Genomic DNA, 19,274 nt, shown 5'->3' with positions numbered 1-19,274 from the left:
TTCTTTATGTGTTTTTAATTAAAATAACATATGAATATTAGGACTTTCGGTTGTGGGTCAAATTTGAGAGTTTAGCTCTATGATTGCAAAACAGGACTATATCCAATATCTGATCAGTACGCCCTTCAACTACACCTGCACCCACATGGCTGACCATAAACCCAATCTGAGTCACGACGTGGTCAGTGATTTCCTGCGTTGAGAACGCTTTACACCGACTGATTTATGAGCAATTGTTCAGTCCTACATCAACGATTCCCAGACCGCGTTGGTGCTAGTTGATGATAGCGTTCAGGACAAACGATACTCCCATTTTATCGAACTGGTTAAGAAGTAATACTCAGGTAATGAGCATGGTACAGTCAAAACCATTGGATTGATCAACTTTGTTCACTCGGCGGGTAACGATGAGCCATACTGGCCTATTGACTACCGCATCTTCCATCCTGACACGGATGGCAAGACTAAGAATGATCATTTCCAGGAGATGTTCAAACGGCTCATCACCCATAAACAACTCAAAGCTCGGCGGATTTTATTCGACTCCTGGTATACATCGGTCGATAATCTCAAACTAATTCATCGCTCGGATTGGGCCTTCTTCACCACACTGAAGAGCAACCGGCTGGTGAGTCTGCATCGGGATACGGGGTATCAGCATTTAGATTCGTTAGTTTTTAGTGAGCAAACGATGACTACGGGTTAATCGTCAAGCTGAAAGAGGTTCCTTTCAAGGTAAAGTTGTTCAACGGGGCCGCCCTTTAAGCGAAAGTCCTAATTCTATGTATTGCCTTATAAGAAATGGCGAGATGTATAATAAAGCTTTTGCTCTTAAAAGGTTCCAACTGTATTGATTGAGCCAGGGTGTTAACTTGCAATCCAAAATAGAATCATTGCTTTTTGGTAGTTTTGAATGCCAGAGTCAGTTATATATTGAACGTTACTGACTAGTCACGGTTAATGGAGGAGATATTATGGAAAACGAGCAGAGAAATATTTTTTCAGAAACACAAACGGAAACAGATTATCCTCCTGTTGACCCCTTTCGTATTCAGGTTGCCTCCGAAATCGGTACCCTTCGACGGCTGCTGATTCATAGCCCTGATCGGGGTTTAGGCAAAGTGATACCCTCTAAAGCACAGGACTGGCTCTTTGAAGACATTGTGCATCTGGATATGATGCGTCGGGATGAGTACGACTATTATGTGAAGCTTCTGTTATATTTTCTGGACCCCGATACGATCCGTGGTAAAATAGCGTCACTGGGCCCTGGTTCGGACCGGGCGTTTTTTAAGCCCGATCATGCGGAGTATTTTAAGTCCGATAAGGTCATTGATATTCAGTTGCTTCTGGCGGATATTCTGCAGGATGAGGGTATTCGGACCCGGCTGATTGCAACGATCTGTGGCATTGAGCGGGCTGCTTTCCGAACGCAGCAGCAATTGAGCCAGTATGAACCTACTGAGCTTGCCAAAATCATGATTTCTGGCTCGCTGCCTGATCGAACCATGCTTTTTGCACCCTTGCCCAATTTTATTTTCACCCGCGATATTGGCATTGTCATCAATGACCATATCCTGCTCAACAAACCGGCTAAACTGGCCCGAACCCGTGAAGCCTTACTCACGCAGTATATATTTTTTTACCACCCCTTGTTTGCGGGTTATCAGGATAAAATTATCGAGATCCCCGATAATGAATATGCATTTTTATTACCTGATGCTGATACAAACCGCGATGTAACCCGCTCAACACTGGAGGGGGGAGATGTGATGATGATTGCCAAACGGCACCTGCTGATTGGTGTAAGTGAGCGAACGACGTTGTATGCTGCCCAGCAGGTAATGCGTATCGTTTTTAGCAGGAATCTGGTTGATACAGTGACCGTTTTGCAGATCCCTAAAAAGCGGGATTATATGCATATCGATACCATTTTTACCCAGGTAAAACGGAATGTATGGGTGTTACTGGGTTCGCTGGCCCGTACGGGCGACGAGGCCAAAAAACGGGATGTGATTCATTTCTTTGCCCCAAAAGATGTGTCAGAAGATTTGAAAATCCTACAGTTTATCAAGGGGCTTGAGCACAAGCCTATAGAGATTGAAAACCTGGAAGACCTCCTGACCGACATCAGTAAAAATGATCTGGGCGCTACTGAACCTGTGCAGTTTATTTATTCGGGCAATAACGAGTTTCCTTTTGGAGCCCGTGAGCAATGGACGGATTCATGTAACCTGCTGGCGCTAAAAGACGGGGTGGTGGTAGGGTATGACCGCAACGAAAAAACCGCCGAAGCTTTCCGGAAGGCGGGTTTTGATGTGGTAGGCGCAGAGGAGTTGCTGGAACGTTTTGAATCGGGGGAGTCTTCACCCGAAACCATTGAAAATACATTTATTATGCTGCCTTCGGCCGAACTAAGTCGGGCGCGGGGAGGCTCCCATTGTATGAGCCTGCCCCTGTGGCGAGAGGAACTATAATTGTTTCTGATTCAATTGGTTTCTCAAACCTTACAGGACTCTTTGAGGGAATTGTTGAACAATTGCGACATCAATAGTAATTTGCTACCCGATTTGGCCGTAAGGCTTTCCAACTGATCGACTACGTGCATGCAATCACAGGCCACCTCCCGTATATTGATGATCCGCCCGGTTCGCTTTGGATTCAATGAGCAAACCGCTGACTCTAACGCGTTTCAGGATAGTAAACTGGCGACCCAGGCAAACAATATAGCCCAGGAAGATGCGCTGCAAGAGTTTGATGAGATGGTTCGCCAGTTGCAGGCATTAGGTGTTGATGTCATGGTGTATGAGGATACGGCTGATCCGCATACACCCGATTCGATTTTCCCGAATAACTGGATATCGTTTCATGCCAGCGGTACGGTTGTGCTCTATCCTATGCAGGCTGAAAACCGTCGGCTCGAACGACGCCAGGATATTATCGACGATCTGGCCAAACGGTTTCATGTTGCCCGCGTGGTTGATTTGACTTCGTTTGAGCAGGAAGGTAAATTTCTGGAAGGGACGGGTAGCCTCGTGCTTGACCGGATGAATAAAGTAGCCTTTGCCAGTTTATCAACCCGTACGGATTCTGATGTACTGGCTGAGTTCAGCCGTCAGACTGGGTATCGGACTGTGGCCTTTAAAGCGATCGATGCCCATGGTAAAGCGGTTTACCATACCAATGTGGTTATGTGTATTGCGGATACGTTTGCCGTGATTTGCCTGGCAGCTATTACAGATCCCGACGAGCGGCTGATGGTACGCCATGAACTGGAAAAACTGGGCAAGCGTATTATCGAAATATCGCTGGAGCAAATGGCTAGTTTTGCCGGAAACATGCTCCTGGTTCTTACAAAGAAAGGGCAGAAGGTACTGGTTATGTCGACCCGTGCCTTCGAATCGCTAACCGCTCGTCAGATTGACCAGTTAGACGATTATGCATCCCTGTTCCACTTTGATCTGTCTACGATCGAAAGCAACGGTGGAGGGTCGGCCCGCTGTATGATGGCAGAAGTACATTTACCGAGAAAGTAGTAGGAGCGAGTAGTTAGGCGTCAGCATGCTCATGCCTAACTACTGGCTCCTACTACTTTTTGAAAATATTGTTTGCACATACAAATATCATCGCTAACTTTGCAGAGTCATTCGAAACTGAAGAAGATGAAAGGAGAGAAAACGATCGCTGTTGCAGAGAGTTCATCGACATCACGGTACAGCGCTTGTCTGTTGTTTTCGGCAAATGCGTTGGCACGGGCGATTACCGCCATTGGCGACGAAGAGTTTGGTCGTTTCGGAATGTGTTATTCGCACGCCTATATGCTCTGCGAAGTGGTGTCGCAGCCGGGTATTACCCCTTCGGAATTGAGCGAAACCCTCTGCCTGACGCCATCTACCATTACGCGTCTAGTTGAGAAACTAGAGCAAAAACGATTGGTTCGTCGAGAGTCAGAAGGGAAAAAGACGCTGATTTTCCCAACCGAAGAAGGGGAGTCCATCCAGCCTGACATTTCGGCTGCCTGGGATCGGGTGAGCGAGCGTTATTCGCAGGTATTGGGCGAAACCAACGTTTGTCAGCTTACACAGCAGATCTTTAAGGCATCGAAGGCGCTGGGTGATGGGGCCTAAAATTAATTTGAAAAATTTGTTTGCACATACAACAACTCAATAACCATGAAAACCAACGATTCAACCATCGGATTAGTAGCGGGGAAGCCCACAAATACCACGAGAGCCATATGCCGGTCGTTGGCTGAAAAGGGAATTTCGGCCATTGTAGTGCAAAAAGAAGGGCGAACGTTCGAAGTGGATGATGAGCCACTGGCTGTTGATGACAACAAACAGTGGTCAGGTCAACCGGGTAAGGATTTGTTCTTTAACGGCTGGAAGCTACTCTTTTAAATGATTGAATGAGAGAATGGTTGAATGATTGAATAGCGTACGCTGCATATTCTGCCGGATGGTATTCAATCATTCAACCATTCTCTCATTCAATCATTACAAAAATGGCGGCACCCAGGGGATTGCCGCCATTCCAAAAACCCACTCTATGAGAAATTTTATCGTTATAGCGGAAAGATATAGCCTAAAGCTCCTTGACCCCATACGATCTTTGAGTCAGTACTGAAATTACCATCGGTATCGCTCAACGGATACAGCCCTCGTACTTCAATCGTAACATGACCGGGACCTGCTTTCAGGGCCGCCCCTATACCGGCTGCTCCACCGAACCCAAAGCGGCCTGGCGTATTGCTGACATCTCGTTTTTTTCCATCAATGCTGGCACTTGAAAGATAAGACCCATACGGACCAATGTTGACAAAGAACCGACTTCCGGCATAGGTACCTGATGAAATTTTCAGAAAAAGAGGTACTTCTATGAAGTCAGTAGCGACATTTACTGTCTGAGCAAAAAGGTCAGTTACCCGTTGCGTATAGCGCGTATAATTCACTTCTGGTTGAAACGAAATAGTTCCCTTCCCGAAATTAAGAACTACACCGCCCGTAAAGCCGGCTTGTGCCTCGATTCCAGCGATTTTTTCTGTGTAGAACGGATAGGTAACCCCTCCACGAGCTCCAAGGCGAAAGCTCGATGAAGTGCCATCCAGTGCAATCCGTTCGGGACGTGTCATGGTTTCCCGCGTCATTGCTTTCCTGGGGGCGTCTACTGCCGGCGGCTGGGTAGTTGTACTGACGGTCGGTTGCTCGGGTGCCGCACGATTCGTAGTTGCTGTGGTTGCTGCGGCTGGCGTTGAGCTACTTGGCTTTTTGCTAATACCGTGATACTGATCGTATAATTCCTGCTGACGGTTGGTTACGACCGTTCGTGAATTCGGCTGCGTTGTTGCCCGATTTGTCGTACCCGACTGTGCCAAAGACAACTGGCTGGTCAGCCCGATTATCGCAAAAATAAAATACAAGGGTTTCATGGGGTACAGAATTAGCGAAGCCAATAGGCAAGATTAGACGCTAAGCTACTAAATTCCTGCATAGCACTGAGGAAACGGTCTGTTGCTTGAGCATACGGTTGTTTTTTCACAAACATTTTGGCGCTTCGTGGATTTAGTAAAACAGTGGGTACCCACTGTTTTACTAAATCCACGAAAACGTATGAAAACTCACCATCATCGCACAGCATTTATTACCGGAGCAAACCGGGGAATCGGAAAAGAAATTGCCTGGCAGTTGGCTAAGCAGGGCTTTGCTGTGTTTATCGGTGCCCGCGACATGGCTAAAGGGCGTGAAGCTTCGGAAGAGCTTTGTCAGGCAGGTTACGAGTCCACATTTATTCAGATCGATGTAACAGACCCGGTTAGTGTACGAACGGCCTGTGGTACATTTTCGCAGAAGGCTGACCATCTGGATGTACTGGTCAACAATGCCGGTATTCTCGAAGATCATGGCGAAACCATTCTTAAACTGAATGCTGAAATGCTCGACCGGACATTTAAAGCTAACGTAACCGGACCTATCCTGGTTATTCAGGATTTTCTGGATCATTTGCGGAAAAGTCCCGATGGTGGCCGCATTATCAACGTATCCAGCGGAGCGGGGATCATTAAAGATATGTCGACCTATGCGCCAGCCTACAGCATTTCAAAAGCAGCCCTAAATGCCGTTACAAAGCAGTTTGCCGGTGCTCTTAAGGCAGATCGTATTGCTGTAAACTGCGTTGATCCGGGTTGGGTACGTACCGATATGGGTGGGCCTAGTGCCAGTCGCCCTGTTGAGAAAGGTGCTGAAACCATCGTTTGGCTGGCAACCGACGCGCCCCAATCGGAAACGGGTAAATTCTGGCATGATAAGCAGGAGGTAGATTGGTGAAACCGCGATTGACTACATCGTTACTTCATCAGCTCCATGGCCATTTTTACGGCATTTCGTGCATTGAGAATACCACCCGCACGACTCAATTCGCTGAAAGGCACTTTCTGCATGGAGCGACCGGGTTTACGAACGGTGAAGTTGGGTTGATAACTGCTTTTTATCAGGATTTCTTTGACCTGAATGGCGGTCAGTTTCGGGAAATAAGATCGGAGTAGAGCAGCTACACCGGCTGTCATGGGTGATGCCATACTGGTGCCGGATAAACTGGCATACTGATTCCGGGGTAGTGTCGATAGAATAGCTGTACCCGGTGCAAACAGATCGACCGTTTGAAGGCCATAGTTAGACGATCGGCTGGGTAAGTCTTCGCTGAGTCGCCAGGTGCTGTTGCCCACGACCAATACATTTTTAGCAATCTGACCGTTCTCATACCGGGCTGTTGGATAGGCCGGGATCGAGTCATAATTTTCGCCGTTGTTTCCTGCGGCATGAACGATTAGCACGTCGTGGTCTTCTGCAAATCGGATAGCCGCATCAACCTGTTCTTTGTAGGGCGACAATCGCTTTCCGAAACTCATGTTAATGACTTTGGCTCCATTTTCAACCGCATACCGGATGCCGTTGGCGACATCTTTATCCCGTTCATCGCCACCCGACGGAACTACTGAAACCGGCATGATCTGAACATGATCGGCTACCCCGTCGATTCCTCGGCCGTTATTACGTTTGGCGCCAATAATACCCGCTACGTGGCTTCCATGCAGGGCTAGCTCCTGCGACTGGCCAATCAGCATGCGTGGACTGCCATAATAGCGCTCGTTCGGATTGGCGGGATCGTCACCCACGGCTTGCCTTGGATTAAACGTAAGATTGTAGGCTATGTCGGACTCACTACCCATAATCTGCCGAAACCGGGGCCAGTTCTGACGGACTAGTGAAAGATAGTTGCGAAAACTGCCGTACTGCGGAATGTAGGCGTCGGCCAGAATGGTGCGGACGGCATTGGCTACGGAGTCAGTTCCCAAATCGATACGCCGTATAGCCGTGGGTGTTGTAATCGTATCGGGTAATTTTACCCGAATTTGATTCGCTACGTTCCAGAACTGGGCTGTATCCGCCAAGGCGAGGTGTCGGGGTTGAATGGCTTTATAACGTTGTAGAAATTGCTTTTTGGCGATCTGGTAGGTGTTATATTGCCGTTTTTCGATGGGGTTTAGCTTTTCAGGATCGGCTTTGTCGTACTTCTCCCGGAAAAGCGCGTAGACTTGGGTGGCTTCGGGTTGATCGGACTCATAGGTAGTTCCGTCTTTAGCACCCATGAAGTTCCAGCCATTCACATCGTCGGTATACCCGTTCTTATCGTCATCTGTCTGGTTACCAGCAATTTCTTTGGTATTCACCCAGATCACATCACGCAGGTCTTCGTGAGTCAGATCAACGCCCGAATCCATAATGCCAACGACAACTGGCACCGAAGGGCGGCCTTTTAATAACTCATAGGCTTGGTAAAGACTGATACCGGCTATTGAATCATGTTGTGGATCGAGGTAGGGCCAGTTGCGAGGAGGCTGATTTGGATTAAGCCGCTTCCGGGCAACCTGCGCTAGCTGCCCTAACAAGCGTCGTCGCTCACTGCAGTCATCCCGAATTGGTGTCAGGGAGAACGTTTCCCCGTTATTTTTATAAGTAAGTTGATAAAGGCCTGGTTCGGTGGTTCCGCAAGGGCTTTGCCCGTTCACTTTTTGTATTCTGAGCGTATCGCCAGTAAGCTCATACACCATGGTTTCGATAGAAGACGGATTCGATTCGGTTGTTGCCAGCAACGTATCGAGTCGAAAGGCCAGTTGGGCAAGCGTTTCGTTGGGTATACGGACGGTAGCCGTCCAGACGGTGCCACGAAGAGGTAATTGTGCCTGTGCGCTTATCGCCAAAACAACTAATCCTGGAATAAGTAACAAGGCAATTTTTCGAAGAGTCATAGCAGGTTGATGAATGCGTTGTTCAAAATACGCAATAATTGGCAGTTGTGCATCAGCTATACAAACATAAAAGCCCTCCAATCATATCGGAGGGCTTTTATGTTTGTATAGCTCGTCAGATTAATTCACGATCCGAACGCGAACAGGTTCGGGAATAATCTGTGTACCATCGTCCAGCGTTATCAAGAACAAAAACTGGATCTCGGTGTAGTTAGGCAACGCAACCGGAGCGGTAGCTACACTCGGATATTTCTTCTTAAAATCGGCAATTGTCGTCGTAAATACGGCTGTAGTCCCACTGCCTGCAATTGGAGCCGAGTTCAGCAGGGTTGTAGCGTACGTTCCTGAATTCAGGTTGCCGATAGTGATGCCCGTACCACCACCCAGTACCTTGGTGATCTCCTTGATGGTACGACCACTGCTGGCCGGAATCGACAAGGTAAATTGAATGGGCCCACCCGCTGCCAGCGAACTGATGATGAAGGGATTAAAACCATAGGTGGTCGTTCCTGGAAACGTTACGGGAATGGCCGGACGATTGTCCCGCACCAGATCGCTGTAGACCAGATCGTCTTTGCAGGAGAAGCTGCCACCAGCCACTACGGCCAGCAACAACAGGTTTAAAAGTATCTTTTTCATGAAAATGCGTATGTCAGTTCAGTTAACCATTAATCCACATCCCACCACACCCGTACGTTCGACTGGGGAGCGGGGTTCGGGAAGTTGGGATTTTGTTGAAGTTCATTGTTGATATACACGGCCCGAACGGGTCGGGTACCATCGATACCGGCCGCATTCTGGGAAGGTTGCAGAACGGGGTATCCAGTCCGACGGTAATCATTCCAGGCTTCGAGTCCATTTCCGGTCCAGGCGATGTACTTCTGGGTGATGATCTGGGCGATTTTCTGTTCGTTGGTACCCGAAAGAGTCGCTACAGTTGGGTTGGCGGTCAGGTACGCGTTGATTTGGTCGGCGGTAAGTCCGGCCAGAGTCATGGAAGCCTTGATGCCTTCGGTGTAGAGAGCCTGTGGATCGCCGGGAGTACCCAGTCGTAGAGCCGCTTCGGCCAGAATGAATGCCCGTTGGAAGTTCGTTACTAACCTTACTGGACCTTCACCCGAGTTACCCGTTACATACTTGTTATACCGTGACCAGTTGGCTACAGGTGTCGGTAGCGTACCCCGGAACCCATTATCGATGGTTACGTAATTGGCACCGGGCTTGGTGAAGAAGATCGGCAACCGAGGATCGTTCAGGCTGTTCAGCAGGTTCAAATACCGAGTACTCAGAATAATGTCGTTCTGGAATGAGCTTACAAACGAGTACGTATAGCGAGGGTCCTGGCTACCTACACTAGCTCCAAACGTAAAGTTCATGTCGTTGGCGTTGGTCGTAATGTAGTTGTTACCCGTCAGCACCTCGTTGATGACGCTGGTAGCCAGGGCTGGTTCTTTACGGCTGATAGTCATAGCAAATTTGAGCAGTAGAGTATTCCCTGCCTGCTTCCACTTGGTCAGATTACCCCCATAGATGACATCGTCGGCTCCTGGTTTCAGGGCTGATGGTGAGTCCAGGTCTTTGATGCCTTCACGTACCAGATCGAACAGGCTCTGAATACCCTGCGACGAATTGCCTTTGTAGATATCCTCCTGCTTATCAAGACGAGGTGTCAGAAACTTTTCGCCCAATAAAGCCTGCGAGTAAGGAATATCACCCCAAACATCGGTAGCAATCGAGAAGGTATAGGCCTTCAGGATCTTAGCAATACCGCTATAAGCTTTTGAATCGGTTGCGTCACCCAGCTCGATTAATTTCTGATAGTTGACCAGTGCACCTCCGTAGATTTCAGTAGTCCATTGGTTACCAAAATCGGCTCCGTTGGTTTGGAACACATCATAGGTAGATGGGCTGTTTGCTGCACCTGCCAAATGTTGAACCAGTACTTCGGCAAAGCGATTCAGTTCGTTAGCATTGGAAAATGCGGTACCGGCCTGAGCACCCGGCAATAATACGGCAGGTGTAACCGATGTGGGGTTGTTGGGCGTGACGTTAACGTCAAGATATTTGCTACAAGCGCCCATACCCAATAAAAAGGGTATTAACAGGTAGCGTTTATAATTGATGAATTTCATGACTTAAAGAAGAATAAGTTGATTAGAACGTGAGCCGAACGTTACCACCGAAGTTGCGGGTATTCGGCGGGCCGTTCAAGTCAAGCCCCTGGATATTGCCAGCTCCCTGCGTGTTGATTTCTGGATCAGATGGGAAGTTCGGCGCATAGAAGTACAGATTTCGTCCGCTAACACCTACTGAGATTGAACCGAATGGCGTTTTGCCAATCCAGCTTTTCGGTAGCGTATAGTTCAGGGCGATTTCACGCAGGCGATACACCGTGGCATCGAATACGGCGGCTTCTGAAGCCAGACCACCCAGGTTTGCCCAGTACGTTTGAGCCGGTACCTGGATGTTATTTGGTCGGAAGGTCCCGTCGGCGTTTTGGATAACACCTGGTAAAACGCGAGGTTGGTCGCGGTCAAGACTGGTTACATACAGTGACCCGTTTGACCGAAGGTCAACCATTGGGAACGAATAAAGCTGTCCACCCTGGCGCGTATCGATCAGTACAGACAACGAAATCCCTTTATATGAGAAGGTATTGGTCAGACCGGCCGTATAATTCGGCTGTGGCGTCGAAATAACCGAATTCGGAATACCTGGTGCAAAGGCACCTGTTGTGCCATTCACTACATACTGACCTGCATACTGGCCGGTTGCGTCGTAGTATTGACCATTAGGATCGGTATTTTGCACGCGTGAATTGGCCGTACCGACAATAACACCATAGGGATATCCTTCGTAGATAGATGGAGCAATACCCGTAAACGAGTTACCCGTAATATTGGCTGATTTCACACCTGGAGCGATCGATACTACTTTATTCCGAATCAGGGTATAGTTCAGGGTAAGATCCCATTTGAAACCGCTTACACGCACAGGCGTTGCATTGACCACCAGTTCAACCCCCTTGTTTTGTAATTCTCCGACGTTGGTCGTACGGGTGCTATAGCCCGTCGAGTTCGAGATGGCTACATTGAAAATCTGGTCTGTACTACGCGATTCGAAGTAGGTAGCATCAATGCTGAGTCGATTCTTGAAAAAGCCCAGATTGGCACCAACTTCCCAGGACGTTACAAACTCAGGTGTCAGGTTGTTATTGCCGATACGTGAGCTAACCCCGAAACCAGGAATGTTGGCTCCTGCAATCGACAGCGGGAATGTGATACTAGCTACGTTGTTACCATACGATTGGGAAACATACACCGAGTTGAGCAGGTATGGATCGGCATCACGTCCTACGCGGGCAAGGCTGGCCCGAACCTTCGCATACGAGAGAATGTCCGAGTTGAGTTTGAACGCGTCGGTCGGAACGAAACTTACGGCTGCCGATGGATAGAAGTAGGTATTGTTGGCTTTCGGCAACGTCGACGATTGGTCGGCCCGCCCTGACAGTTCCAGGAAGAGGTAGTTGTTATAATTTAACGACAACTGACCATAATAACCTACTAATCGACGGAGGGTACTTGTTTCACCACTGCCTGTAAACACAGTACCGTTGCTGACGTTGTAGAAGCCTGGAATCGTCAGCGAAGCGGCATCGGTATAAAGCTCCTGCGATTTACGCTGGTTGATATTGTTTCCCAGCAATAAATTTGCATTCAGACCTTCAACAAACAGATTGTCTTTACGAGCTGAAATAAGCAGGTCGCCATTAAGTTCGCTACGGAAGAAATTATCCTGTTGTACTTCACCCAGTGGAGAACGTCCGGCACCAATCGGTAACGTCAGTTTCCGGCGATCAGCGTAGGTATCGCCCGTAACCCGATAGGCTACGTTCAACCACTTGGTAATGTCATACCCAACCTGGAAATTGCCAAAGAAACGGTCTACCTGACCGTCCAGCTTTTCATTATTGACGCTCCATTGTGGGTTGTTGGTGCTTGGCGTAAAGTAAAGGCTCTTGCCGTTGGCATCCTGATAGGGCTCATTGGGCAGGTCATAACTACGTGGGATACGCGTAATCTGCCCGAACGCACTGGCTCCGTTACCACCTGGAATACCTACCGAAACGGTCTGTACGTAGTTGCCCTGTGCGCTAATGCGGAGGCCATTCTGTAAGCGTGTTTCTCCGCCCAACTGAACGTTTGTCCGGTTGAATTTGGTATTTTGTACCACCCCGTTCTGTAGCGTATTGCCAATGGCCAGGATGTAATTTCGGTTTGCATCGCCCGAGGCAATATTAACCGAGTTTTGCAGAATCATTCCCTGGCGATAAAAGTCTTTCACGTTGTTGGGATATGCCTGATAGGGTACTACATTGCCCTGAGTGTTGGTCACCGACGTTGGTCCGCCAGCAAAAGGAGGGCCCCAGGAGTTGGTCGATGTCGAGTTGAACAGGTTATTGGCACCTTGCCCGTAGTCGTTCTGGAATTTAGGGATGCCGTACACGTTCTGAACGTTATATGACGAATTTACCGTTACTTCGGTTTTGTTGTTGTTATTACGACCCGACTTTGTGGTGATCACAATAGCCCCGGCCGATGCACGCGAACCATATAATACGGCAGCAGCTGGTCCTTTCAGAATGTTAACCGATTCAATACTTTCGGGGTTAACATCGGCCAGACGGTTCGATGGTTGCGAGCCAAACAGCGTATTCTGGGTGTTATTGACATCGTTGCTGAAAATGATACCATCCACCACGATCAGCGGCTGGTTCGATCCATTGAACGAGGTAATCCCGCGAATGTTGATGTTGGTCGATGCACCGGGAGCACCACTTTGCGTGTTGATCTGTACGCCAGATACTTTACCCTGAAGAGCATTGAGCAGGTTTGGTTCTGAGCGTTGTGCCAGAATATTACCGCCCACTTCCTGGGTTGCATAGCCCAGCGATCGCTTGTCGCGTTCGATACCTTGAGCCGTTACGACGATCTCATCGAGCGACTGGGAGCCAGCCACTAAAGCAACGTTGAGCGTCGTTTGATTGCCGACTGCAAGGTCTTGGCTGGTGTAGCCAATGAAACTAAAAATAAGCCGGGCTGCAGCCGGTACACTGATTTGGTAACGTCCGTTGGCGTCGGTTGTAGTACCTTTTGTAGTTCCTTTTACCTGAACGCTCACGCCGGGTAAGGTGGAACCGTCATCTGATGAAGTGACGCGGCCGCTCACGGTAATGTCCTGCGCCATAAGGGGCAAACAGAGCAATAACGAAAGCAACCAGCTTCCCAATAGAATTTTCCGCATTTGTGAGTAGAGATTAATTGATATTAAAATAGTCAAAAATGGGAACAAATATACTGCCTGTTTCTCAAGTAGTAGATAAATGTCAGCCACTTTTTTTTACAGTAATGCCATTGGTGGATTGTACTTAATTGATTGATTTTACTTAAATTTATAAAGACATTTTTGCCGTAAGTACGTTGCACTGAAACTAGAATTTATACAAAAACTGGTAAAAAAAACTTGTTGGTTGGCACTGTCTTGTTAGGAATCCGGGCTAGCCTAGATTACGTTATTCGTTCTATAATCATTAGCTAGTTGTTATTGTTAATAAAAAAGGCGGCTACCCTGCTCGGAGTAGCCGCCTTTATGTGTACTAAGCCAATCGGATTAGTTATCCGTAGCCAGTTTGTTCAACGCCAGTTCGGATGCTGAAATAGGCCAGATGTAATTAGGTTCGGAAGCCGTTTTGGCCGGAACCGTTCCTTTAGCCGGAATTGTCTGGAGTAGGCGTACCAGATCGTTATTTCGTAACCCTTCACCGAGAAACTCAATTCGGCGCTCCAGTAAAATCGCATTGATCAGATCGGTTGGCGTAGCGAAGTTAGCTGCTGTGAATGTCGTGGCTGCATCGGAACGATTCCGAACGGCATTTAACAGGGCTACGGCTTGAGCATCAACCGTATTGGTACTCCGAACTTTGGCTTCTGCCAGATTCAGCAGCACTTCAGAATAGCGCATCACTGGAACATAATCCGTATATGGGCTCGGTGCTTTGTATTTAATCAACCAGTTTTTCAGGTTAGCCCCCGAACCTGACTGTTTAATGAACGACCGCCGTTTGTCGGTAGCTGTCCAGGTTGGTTCAGCGATAATTCCCTTAGCATTAAGGGAGTATTCGCCATTACCCACACCACCATTCGCAGTATTGGGCGAGAAGTAGTAGGCCAACTGGTTTTGTGTACCTGGGAAATCACCTGAAGTCGATGTCATCGGCATTGATAGGATAGACTCCGTCGTGGTGTAGTTTGTAAACACAGTGGCGATATCAGCCTGCAATTGATTCGCTACGCCCGTTGGTGCTTTGAAAGGAGCGGTTGTGCTTACAATCTTGTTCGCTTCTGTAATCACCGACGGGTAATTCTGCATGCTCAGATATACCCGTGTTTTCAACGCAATGGCTGTGTTTTTATGAGCCCGTGTCGTATTATCGGCGGCTGTAGCATAGGTTGAAGGCAAACCTGCTTCGGCTTCGTTCAGATCTTTCAATACCTGAGCATATACGTCAGCTACACTGCTACGTACCAGATCGGATTGGCCTACTCCTTTGATACCATTCAGACGTAGCGGAACACCAGGCTTGCTTCCGTTACCGTCGGCATAGGGGCGGGCGTAATACTGAAGCAGACTGTAATAGCTCAGTGCCCGGATAAATTTAGCTTCGGCAATGTACTTTGCTGAAGCATCCGTACCAACTACATTCGATCCGCCAGCGGCCATACCATCCAGGAAGATGTTACACTTGTTAATAGCCAGATAAGCGAAATACCACAGATTGACTACGGCAGTAGCACTATTAGTAGCGTTTAAGCCCCAAACGTCGGAACCCGTAACAAGGTTAGAGGTTTCGTTGATAAATTCTTCACCCCGGATATCGCCGTAAATTACATACCGGCCACCGTAGAAGTTACCGTCTTTTAAGGCACCATATAATGACAGCAATTGGGTTTGTACCCGTGTGGCGGTGCTGAAAGCAGATGCGTCGGATACGGATGTCTGGGGGATCGGGGTAAGCAGATCCCGATTGCAGGAACTAGCTCCCAACAGCGTCAGACAAACAACGGCTATGTATTTGAAATAACGTTTCATGTGTTTCTTAAACTTGAATTAGAATCCAGCTCGGATACCAAAGGTGATCGTGCGAGCATTACCAATTGTATTTCTGTCGACGCCCTGAGCACTGTTTCCTGACGTTGTAGCTCCGTTTGACGATACTTCTGGATCTGGGCCAGGGTATTTCGTAAGAACAGCCAGATTCTGACCGCTCACATACAGGCGCAGGTTGCTCATCTTGACTCTCGACAGCAAGTTGTTGGGCAATGTATAGCCAAACGTAACCGACCGAACTTTCAGGAAGTCGCCCTTGAAGACGTTGATGTCCAGCGGGAACGCCGAGCCATTTGACGTATTGTCATTAAATACAGGCTTCGCATATTTTTTGCCCGTATCGCCCTCTTTCTGCCAGGCATCTGTCAGAACATCGGTGGCATTGTTCCAGAACCGTTGATCGTGCAAACCAGCGTTGGTGCCGTAGTAAACCGAGAAGCCTAACTGATAGGTGAGCAGAACGCCCAGATCGAAGTTTTTGTATTTGAAGTTATTATCCCAGCCGCCATACTGCTTAGGCACTACGTTAGCATACATCACACCATCAGTAGCCTGTGTGATAGACGTACCACCCGTTGGGCTTATGTATTTGGTTTTACCATCGGGTGTGGTCGAATAGTTAAATTCGCCGGTGGGGGCGTAGTACTGGTAATATACGTTCTGACCTGCCGAATTGACGAAGATTCGCTTACCCGTAGCTGGATCGACACCATTGGTTTTTACCACCCATAAATAACCCAGCGAATAGCCCGGAGCTGTTTGGTTCACCGTTTCCAGGCTTGATGTACCGGTTTGCAGAACGCTCAGACCTGGAGCCAGTGCCGTTACTTCGTTTTTGTTGAAGGTAATATTGAAGTTCGAGTTCCACTGGAAATCCTTGGTGTTGATGATCCGGGCATTCAGCGAAAGTTCTAACCCTTTGTTGTACATCGTACCTACGTTCTGTGGTGGATAGGCAACGCCTGACAACGTACCCGGAATACCGGTAGATGGTGCCTGAGCCACGTTCAGAATCAGGTTGTCAATATCATTCTTGTAGTAGGCTACTTCGCCCGAAATCCGGTTGTTCAACAGGCCAAACGTAAAGCCAATGTCGGTTTTGGTACTCGTTTCCCATTTGAGAGCTGGATTACCAACCACGTTGAAGGCCAGCGTAGCCGCTCCGCCATATAAACCAGACGCGTATAACGAATACGGTGAGTAGTCATTGATACCACCAATGTTACCTACTTTGCCGTAGCTGCCCCGTAGTTTGAAGCTGCTGAAAACATTATCCAGCGAAGCCGATTTCCAGAAATTCTCCTGGGCGATTTCCCAACCTGCCGAAACACCGTAGAAAACCCCTTTTTTCTCACCCAGGGCTGAATACTCATCCTGACGTATGTTACCACTCAGGAAGTATTTCTCTTTATAGTTATAGTTCAAACGACCAAAGCCCGATAATAGGTAGTTTTCGCCATAAGCCATACTCGATGGGTTATTGACAGTGTAACCGGCCTGAATAACCGTGTAGTTAGGGTCAGATAGATTCTGGCGGTTTATACCGTAACCCAGGGTTGTGGTCCGTTGCTGTTCCTGACCGATCAATAAGTTGAAGTTGTGCGCTCCACCGAACGATTTTTCGAACTGAGCCGTATTGGTCCATAACCAGGTTTTCAGTTTACGGAAGTTGCTGGTGGCATTACCCGTTGAGCTGTACCCATCACTTGACTGTGGCGACTGGAACAAGTCGTTGTCGACAAGCAGATAATCGATACCATAGGTGCTTCGCAGGGTAATCCAGTCAAGTGGTTTGAACTGAATATAAGCGTTCGACTGGATGTGGTTGTTCTCGGTGTTCGACCGGTTCTGATCCAGCATAGGCAGCGGGTTTGGATAAGAAACCGATGTACCAACGATATTATTGGCAATACCAATAGCTGAACCGTTTAAGTTATACGTCCCATCGTTATTATAAGGCGACAGGATTGGAGGCAATACCAACCCTACACGACCTAAACCGGCAGTATTGAATGCTTCGCCGTTCAACGAACCCGATGTACCAGCCGACAGGTTTTTCTCGTTCGAAACGGCGATTTTACCCCCAATCGTAAACAGCTTACTCAGCTTGCTATCTACATTGAACAGCGCATTCATACGGCCGAAGTCGTTCTTATTCAGGACCCCTTTCTGGTTGGTATAACCTACCGAAAAGTAGTAATTCGTATTTTCGCTACCACCCGAAACGTTTACACTATGGCTATGCGATACTCCCTGGCGATAGATATAATCGTACCAGCGGGTATCGATCGGGTTGCCGTTGGCATCGTTGGTTTGGGTGAATTTGACAGCCGAAGCGGTTGGGTTGTTGGCAACGGCCTGTGATTTGAACGAAATATACTGACTGGCGTTCAGCATTTCGGGCAGACGGTAGGTGTTTGAAAAACCTAACCAGCCATCGTAATTAACCCGAACCTTGCCCGACTTACCTCGTTTAGTGGTGATGAAAACGACACCATTGGCGGCACGGCTACCATAAATAGCGGTAGCGGCTGCATCCTTGGCTACGTCCATGCTTTCGATGTCGTTGGGATTGATACTGGCCAATGGGTTCGATGGTGCATTGGTGCTTCCCTGATCGCCCGTGAAGGTAGGAACACCATCCACAACGATCAACGGATAAGAGCTCAGCGAGATGGAGTTTGTACCCCGAATCCGAAACACGGGAGGGTTGTTCAATACGCCGTTTGGTACCGTAATCTGTACACCTGCCGACCGACCTGCCAGCCCTGATTCGAAGCTTTGAATAGGCATCTGGGCGATTGTCGCTCCTTTCACGGAGGAAATACTTCCGGTGGCATCCTGGCGGGTCTGCGTACCGTAACCAATGACAACCACTTCACTGAGCTGTTGCATATCGCCCTTCAGCAGGACATTGACAACAGAACGATTGTTGACCGGAACTTCCTGCGCCGTATAGCCGATAAAACTAAATACTAATGTGCTATTGGCAGAAGCCGTCAGGCGGTAATTGCCCTGAGCGTCGGTGTTTGTTCCCCGATTGCTACCTTTTACCTGTACAGTCACTCCTGGCAGAAGCGACCCATCATCTGATGAAGTGACTTGGCCGCTTACGGTTATATCCTGTGCAAAACCGGGGAGACAGAACAATAACGTAAGCATCCAACTTCCAAATAAAATTTTCCGCATTTGTTAGTAGAGATTAAATAATATTAAACGTCCAATAAATTGGCGAACAAAGTTAAGGTGCAGAATACAAATTGCTACTATCCTTCGGTTAAGAAATTTTGTAATATTCTAATAATTGATTTTAGGGGATATTTCGGGGACTATAGATTTTTTAATAATTCTGGTTGATTGTTGAGAATTTTAAAAAATGTATCTTGTTCAATTGTGATTCTTTTAACTAATCTGTGATTTTATAGAGAGCAATTAAAATAACTGTCACTGTTTGAGGAAGATGCATTTTTGTCACTAGACGTATACAAACTTTTTTTTGTTTAAGTATATATAACCAATAGGATCACAGTTGGCAGATTTTATTTGAAATTTCCAGCCTAATGAGGCAGAAAGATGCTAGTCAAATAGTAGTATTACTTAAATAAAAGTACAAAAAGTTAAATTTGGGTAACAGATAATATTTTGTTATAAGTGGTATTTTTCTAATAAAAAATCTGTATTCATATGTTTTTATGGTATAAAATTAGGTTTGATTTAGCAGTAGTAAAATTAAATGTTTAAACACTTATTATTGTATTTTACGTTGAACTACTTACGAGGCAATGGCGCCTTAACTAGTTGA

General features: G+C 47.6%; 12 protein-coding genes and 1 pseudogene. 6 read left to right on the top strand and 7 right to left on the bottom strand.

Annotated features, from left to right (window positions below; all coding sequences use genetic code 11):
- Positions 1-79: 79 nt before the first annotated feature.
- The 5 genes and pseudogenes from B5M13_RS34740 to B5M13_RS27785 all read left to right on the top strand — a co-directional run.
- A pseudogene (locus tag B5M13_RS34740) lies at positions 80-747 on the top strand (IS701 family transposase); the annotation flags it as partial.
- Positions 748-974: 227 nt separating this feature from the next.
- A complete protein-coding gene (locus B5M13_RS27800) occupies positions 975-2,477 on the top strand; it encodes an arginine deiminase family protein (protein WP_080058769.1) in 1,503 nt (500 codons plus the stop codon).
- Between the two features lie 129 nt (positions 2,478-2,606).
- The gene (gene ctlX / locus B5M13_RS27795; RefSeq protein WP_170061203.1) at positions 2,607-3,536 is read left to right on the top strand and encodes a citrulline utilization hydrolase CtlX; all 930 of its coding nucleotides are present in this window, start codon (positions 2,607-2,609) and stop codon (positions 3,534-3,536) included.
- A 126-nt stretch (positions 3,537-3,662) separates the two neighbouring features.
- Positions 3,663-4,127 (top strand): MarR family winged helix-turn-helix transcriptional regulator, encoded by a 465-nt coding sequence (locus tag B5M13_RS27790; RefSeq protein ID WP_080058767.1) that lies wholly within the window; start codon positions 3,663-3,665, stop codon positions 4,125-4,127.
- A gap of 45 nt (positions 4,128-4,172) precedes the next feature.
- Entirely contained in the window at positions 4,173-4,400 is a 228-nt protein-coding gene (locus tag B5M13_RS27785) for a hypothetical protein (protein WP_080058766.1), read from the top strand.
- Between the two features lie 164 nt (positions 4,401-4,564).
- On the opposite strand, the gene B5M13_RS27780 is transcribed toward B5M13_RS27785, so the two are convergent.
- Positions 4,565-5,428 (bottom strand): porin family protein, encoded by an 864-nt coding sequence (locus tag B5M13_RS27780; protein WP_080058765.1) that lies wholly within the window; start codon positions 5,426-5,428, stop codon positions 4,565-4,567.
- A gap of 181 nt (positions 5,429-5,609) precedes the next feature.
- Here B5M13_RS27780 and B5M13_RS27775 point away from each other — a divergent pair, with 181 nt between their 5' ends.
- Positions 5,610-6,323, top strand: a complete 714-nt coding sequence (locus B5M13_RS27775) for an SDR family oxidoreductase (protein WP_080058764.1) — start codon at positions 5,610-5,612, stop codon at positions 6,321-6,323.
- A gap of 20 nt (positions 6,324-6,343) precedes the next feature.
- Here the strand turns inward: B5M13_RS27775 and B5M13_RS27770 are convergent, their stop codons facing one another.
- From B5M13_RS27770 to B5M13_RS27745, 6 genes are all read right to left on the bottom strand, one after another.
- Entirely contained in the window at positions 6,344-8,305 is a 1,962-nt protein-coding gene (locus tag B5M13_RS27770) for a S8 family peptidase (protein ID WP_080060104.1), read from the bottom strand.
- A gap of 120 nt (positions 8,306-8,425) precedes the next feature.
- Positions 8,426-8,944 carry a hypothetical protein gene (locus B5M13_RS27765; protein WP_080053903.1) on the bottom strand — a complete coding sequence of 173 codons (519 nt, stop codon included), beginning with the start codon at positions 8,942-8,944 and terminating at the stop codon, positions 8,426-8,428.
- A gap of 29 nt (positions 8,945-8,973) precedes the next feature.
- Entirely contained in the window at positions 8,974-10,437 is a 1,464-nt protein-coding gene (locus B5M13_RS27760) for a SusD/RagB family nutrient-binding outer membrane lipoprotein (RefSeq protein ID WP_080058763.1), read from the bottom strand.
- A 22-nt stretch (positions 10,438-10,459) separates the two neighbouring features.
- Positions 10,460-13,609, bottom strand: coding sequence for a SusC/RagA family TonB-linked outer membrane protein (locus tag B5M13_RS27755; protein WP_080058762.1), 3,150 nt, complete (start codon positions 13,607-13,609; stop codon positions 10,460-10,462).
- 366 nt (positions 13,610-13,975) lie between these two features.
- Positions 13,976-15,454: a RagB/SusD family nutrient uptake outer membrane protein gene (locus B5M13_RS27750; protein WP_080058761.1), complete on the bottom strand. Its 1,479-nt coding sequence runs from the start codon at positions 15,452-15,454 to the stop codon at positions 13,976-13,978.
- An 18-nt stretch (positions 15,455-15,472) separates the two neighbouring features.
- On the bottom strand, positions 15,473-18,661 hold the full coding sequence (locus B5M13_RS27745; RefSeq protein ID WP_080058760.1) for a SusC/RagA family TonB-linked outer membrane protein: 3,189 nt from the start codon (positions 18,659-18,661) through the stop codon (positions 15,473-15,475).
- Between the last annotated feature and the right edge of the window lie 613 nt (positions 18,662-19,274).

Origin of the sequence: Spirosoma aerolatum (genome assembly GCF_002056795.1) — a bacterium.
In the GTDB taxonomy this organism is placed as follows: Bacteria; Bacteroidota; Bacteroidia; order Cytophagales; family Spirosomataceae; genus Spirosoma; species Spirosoma aerolatum.
This window is presented reverse-complemented; position numbering and strand designations above follow the sequence as displayed.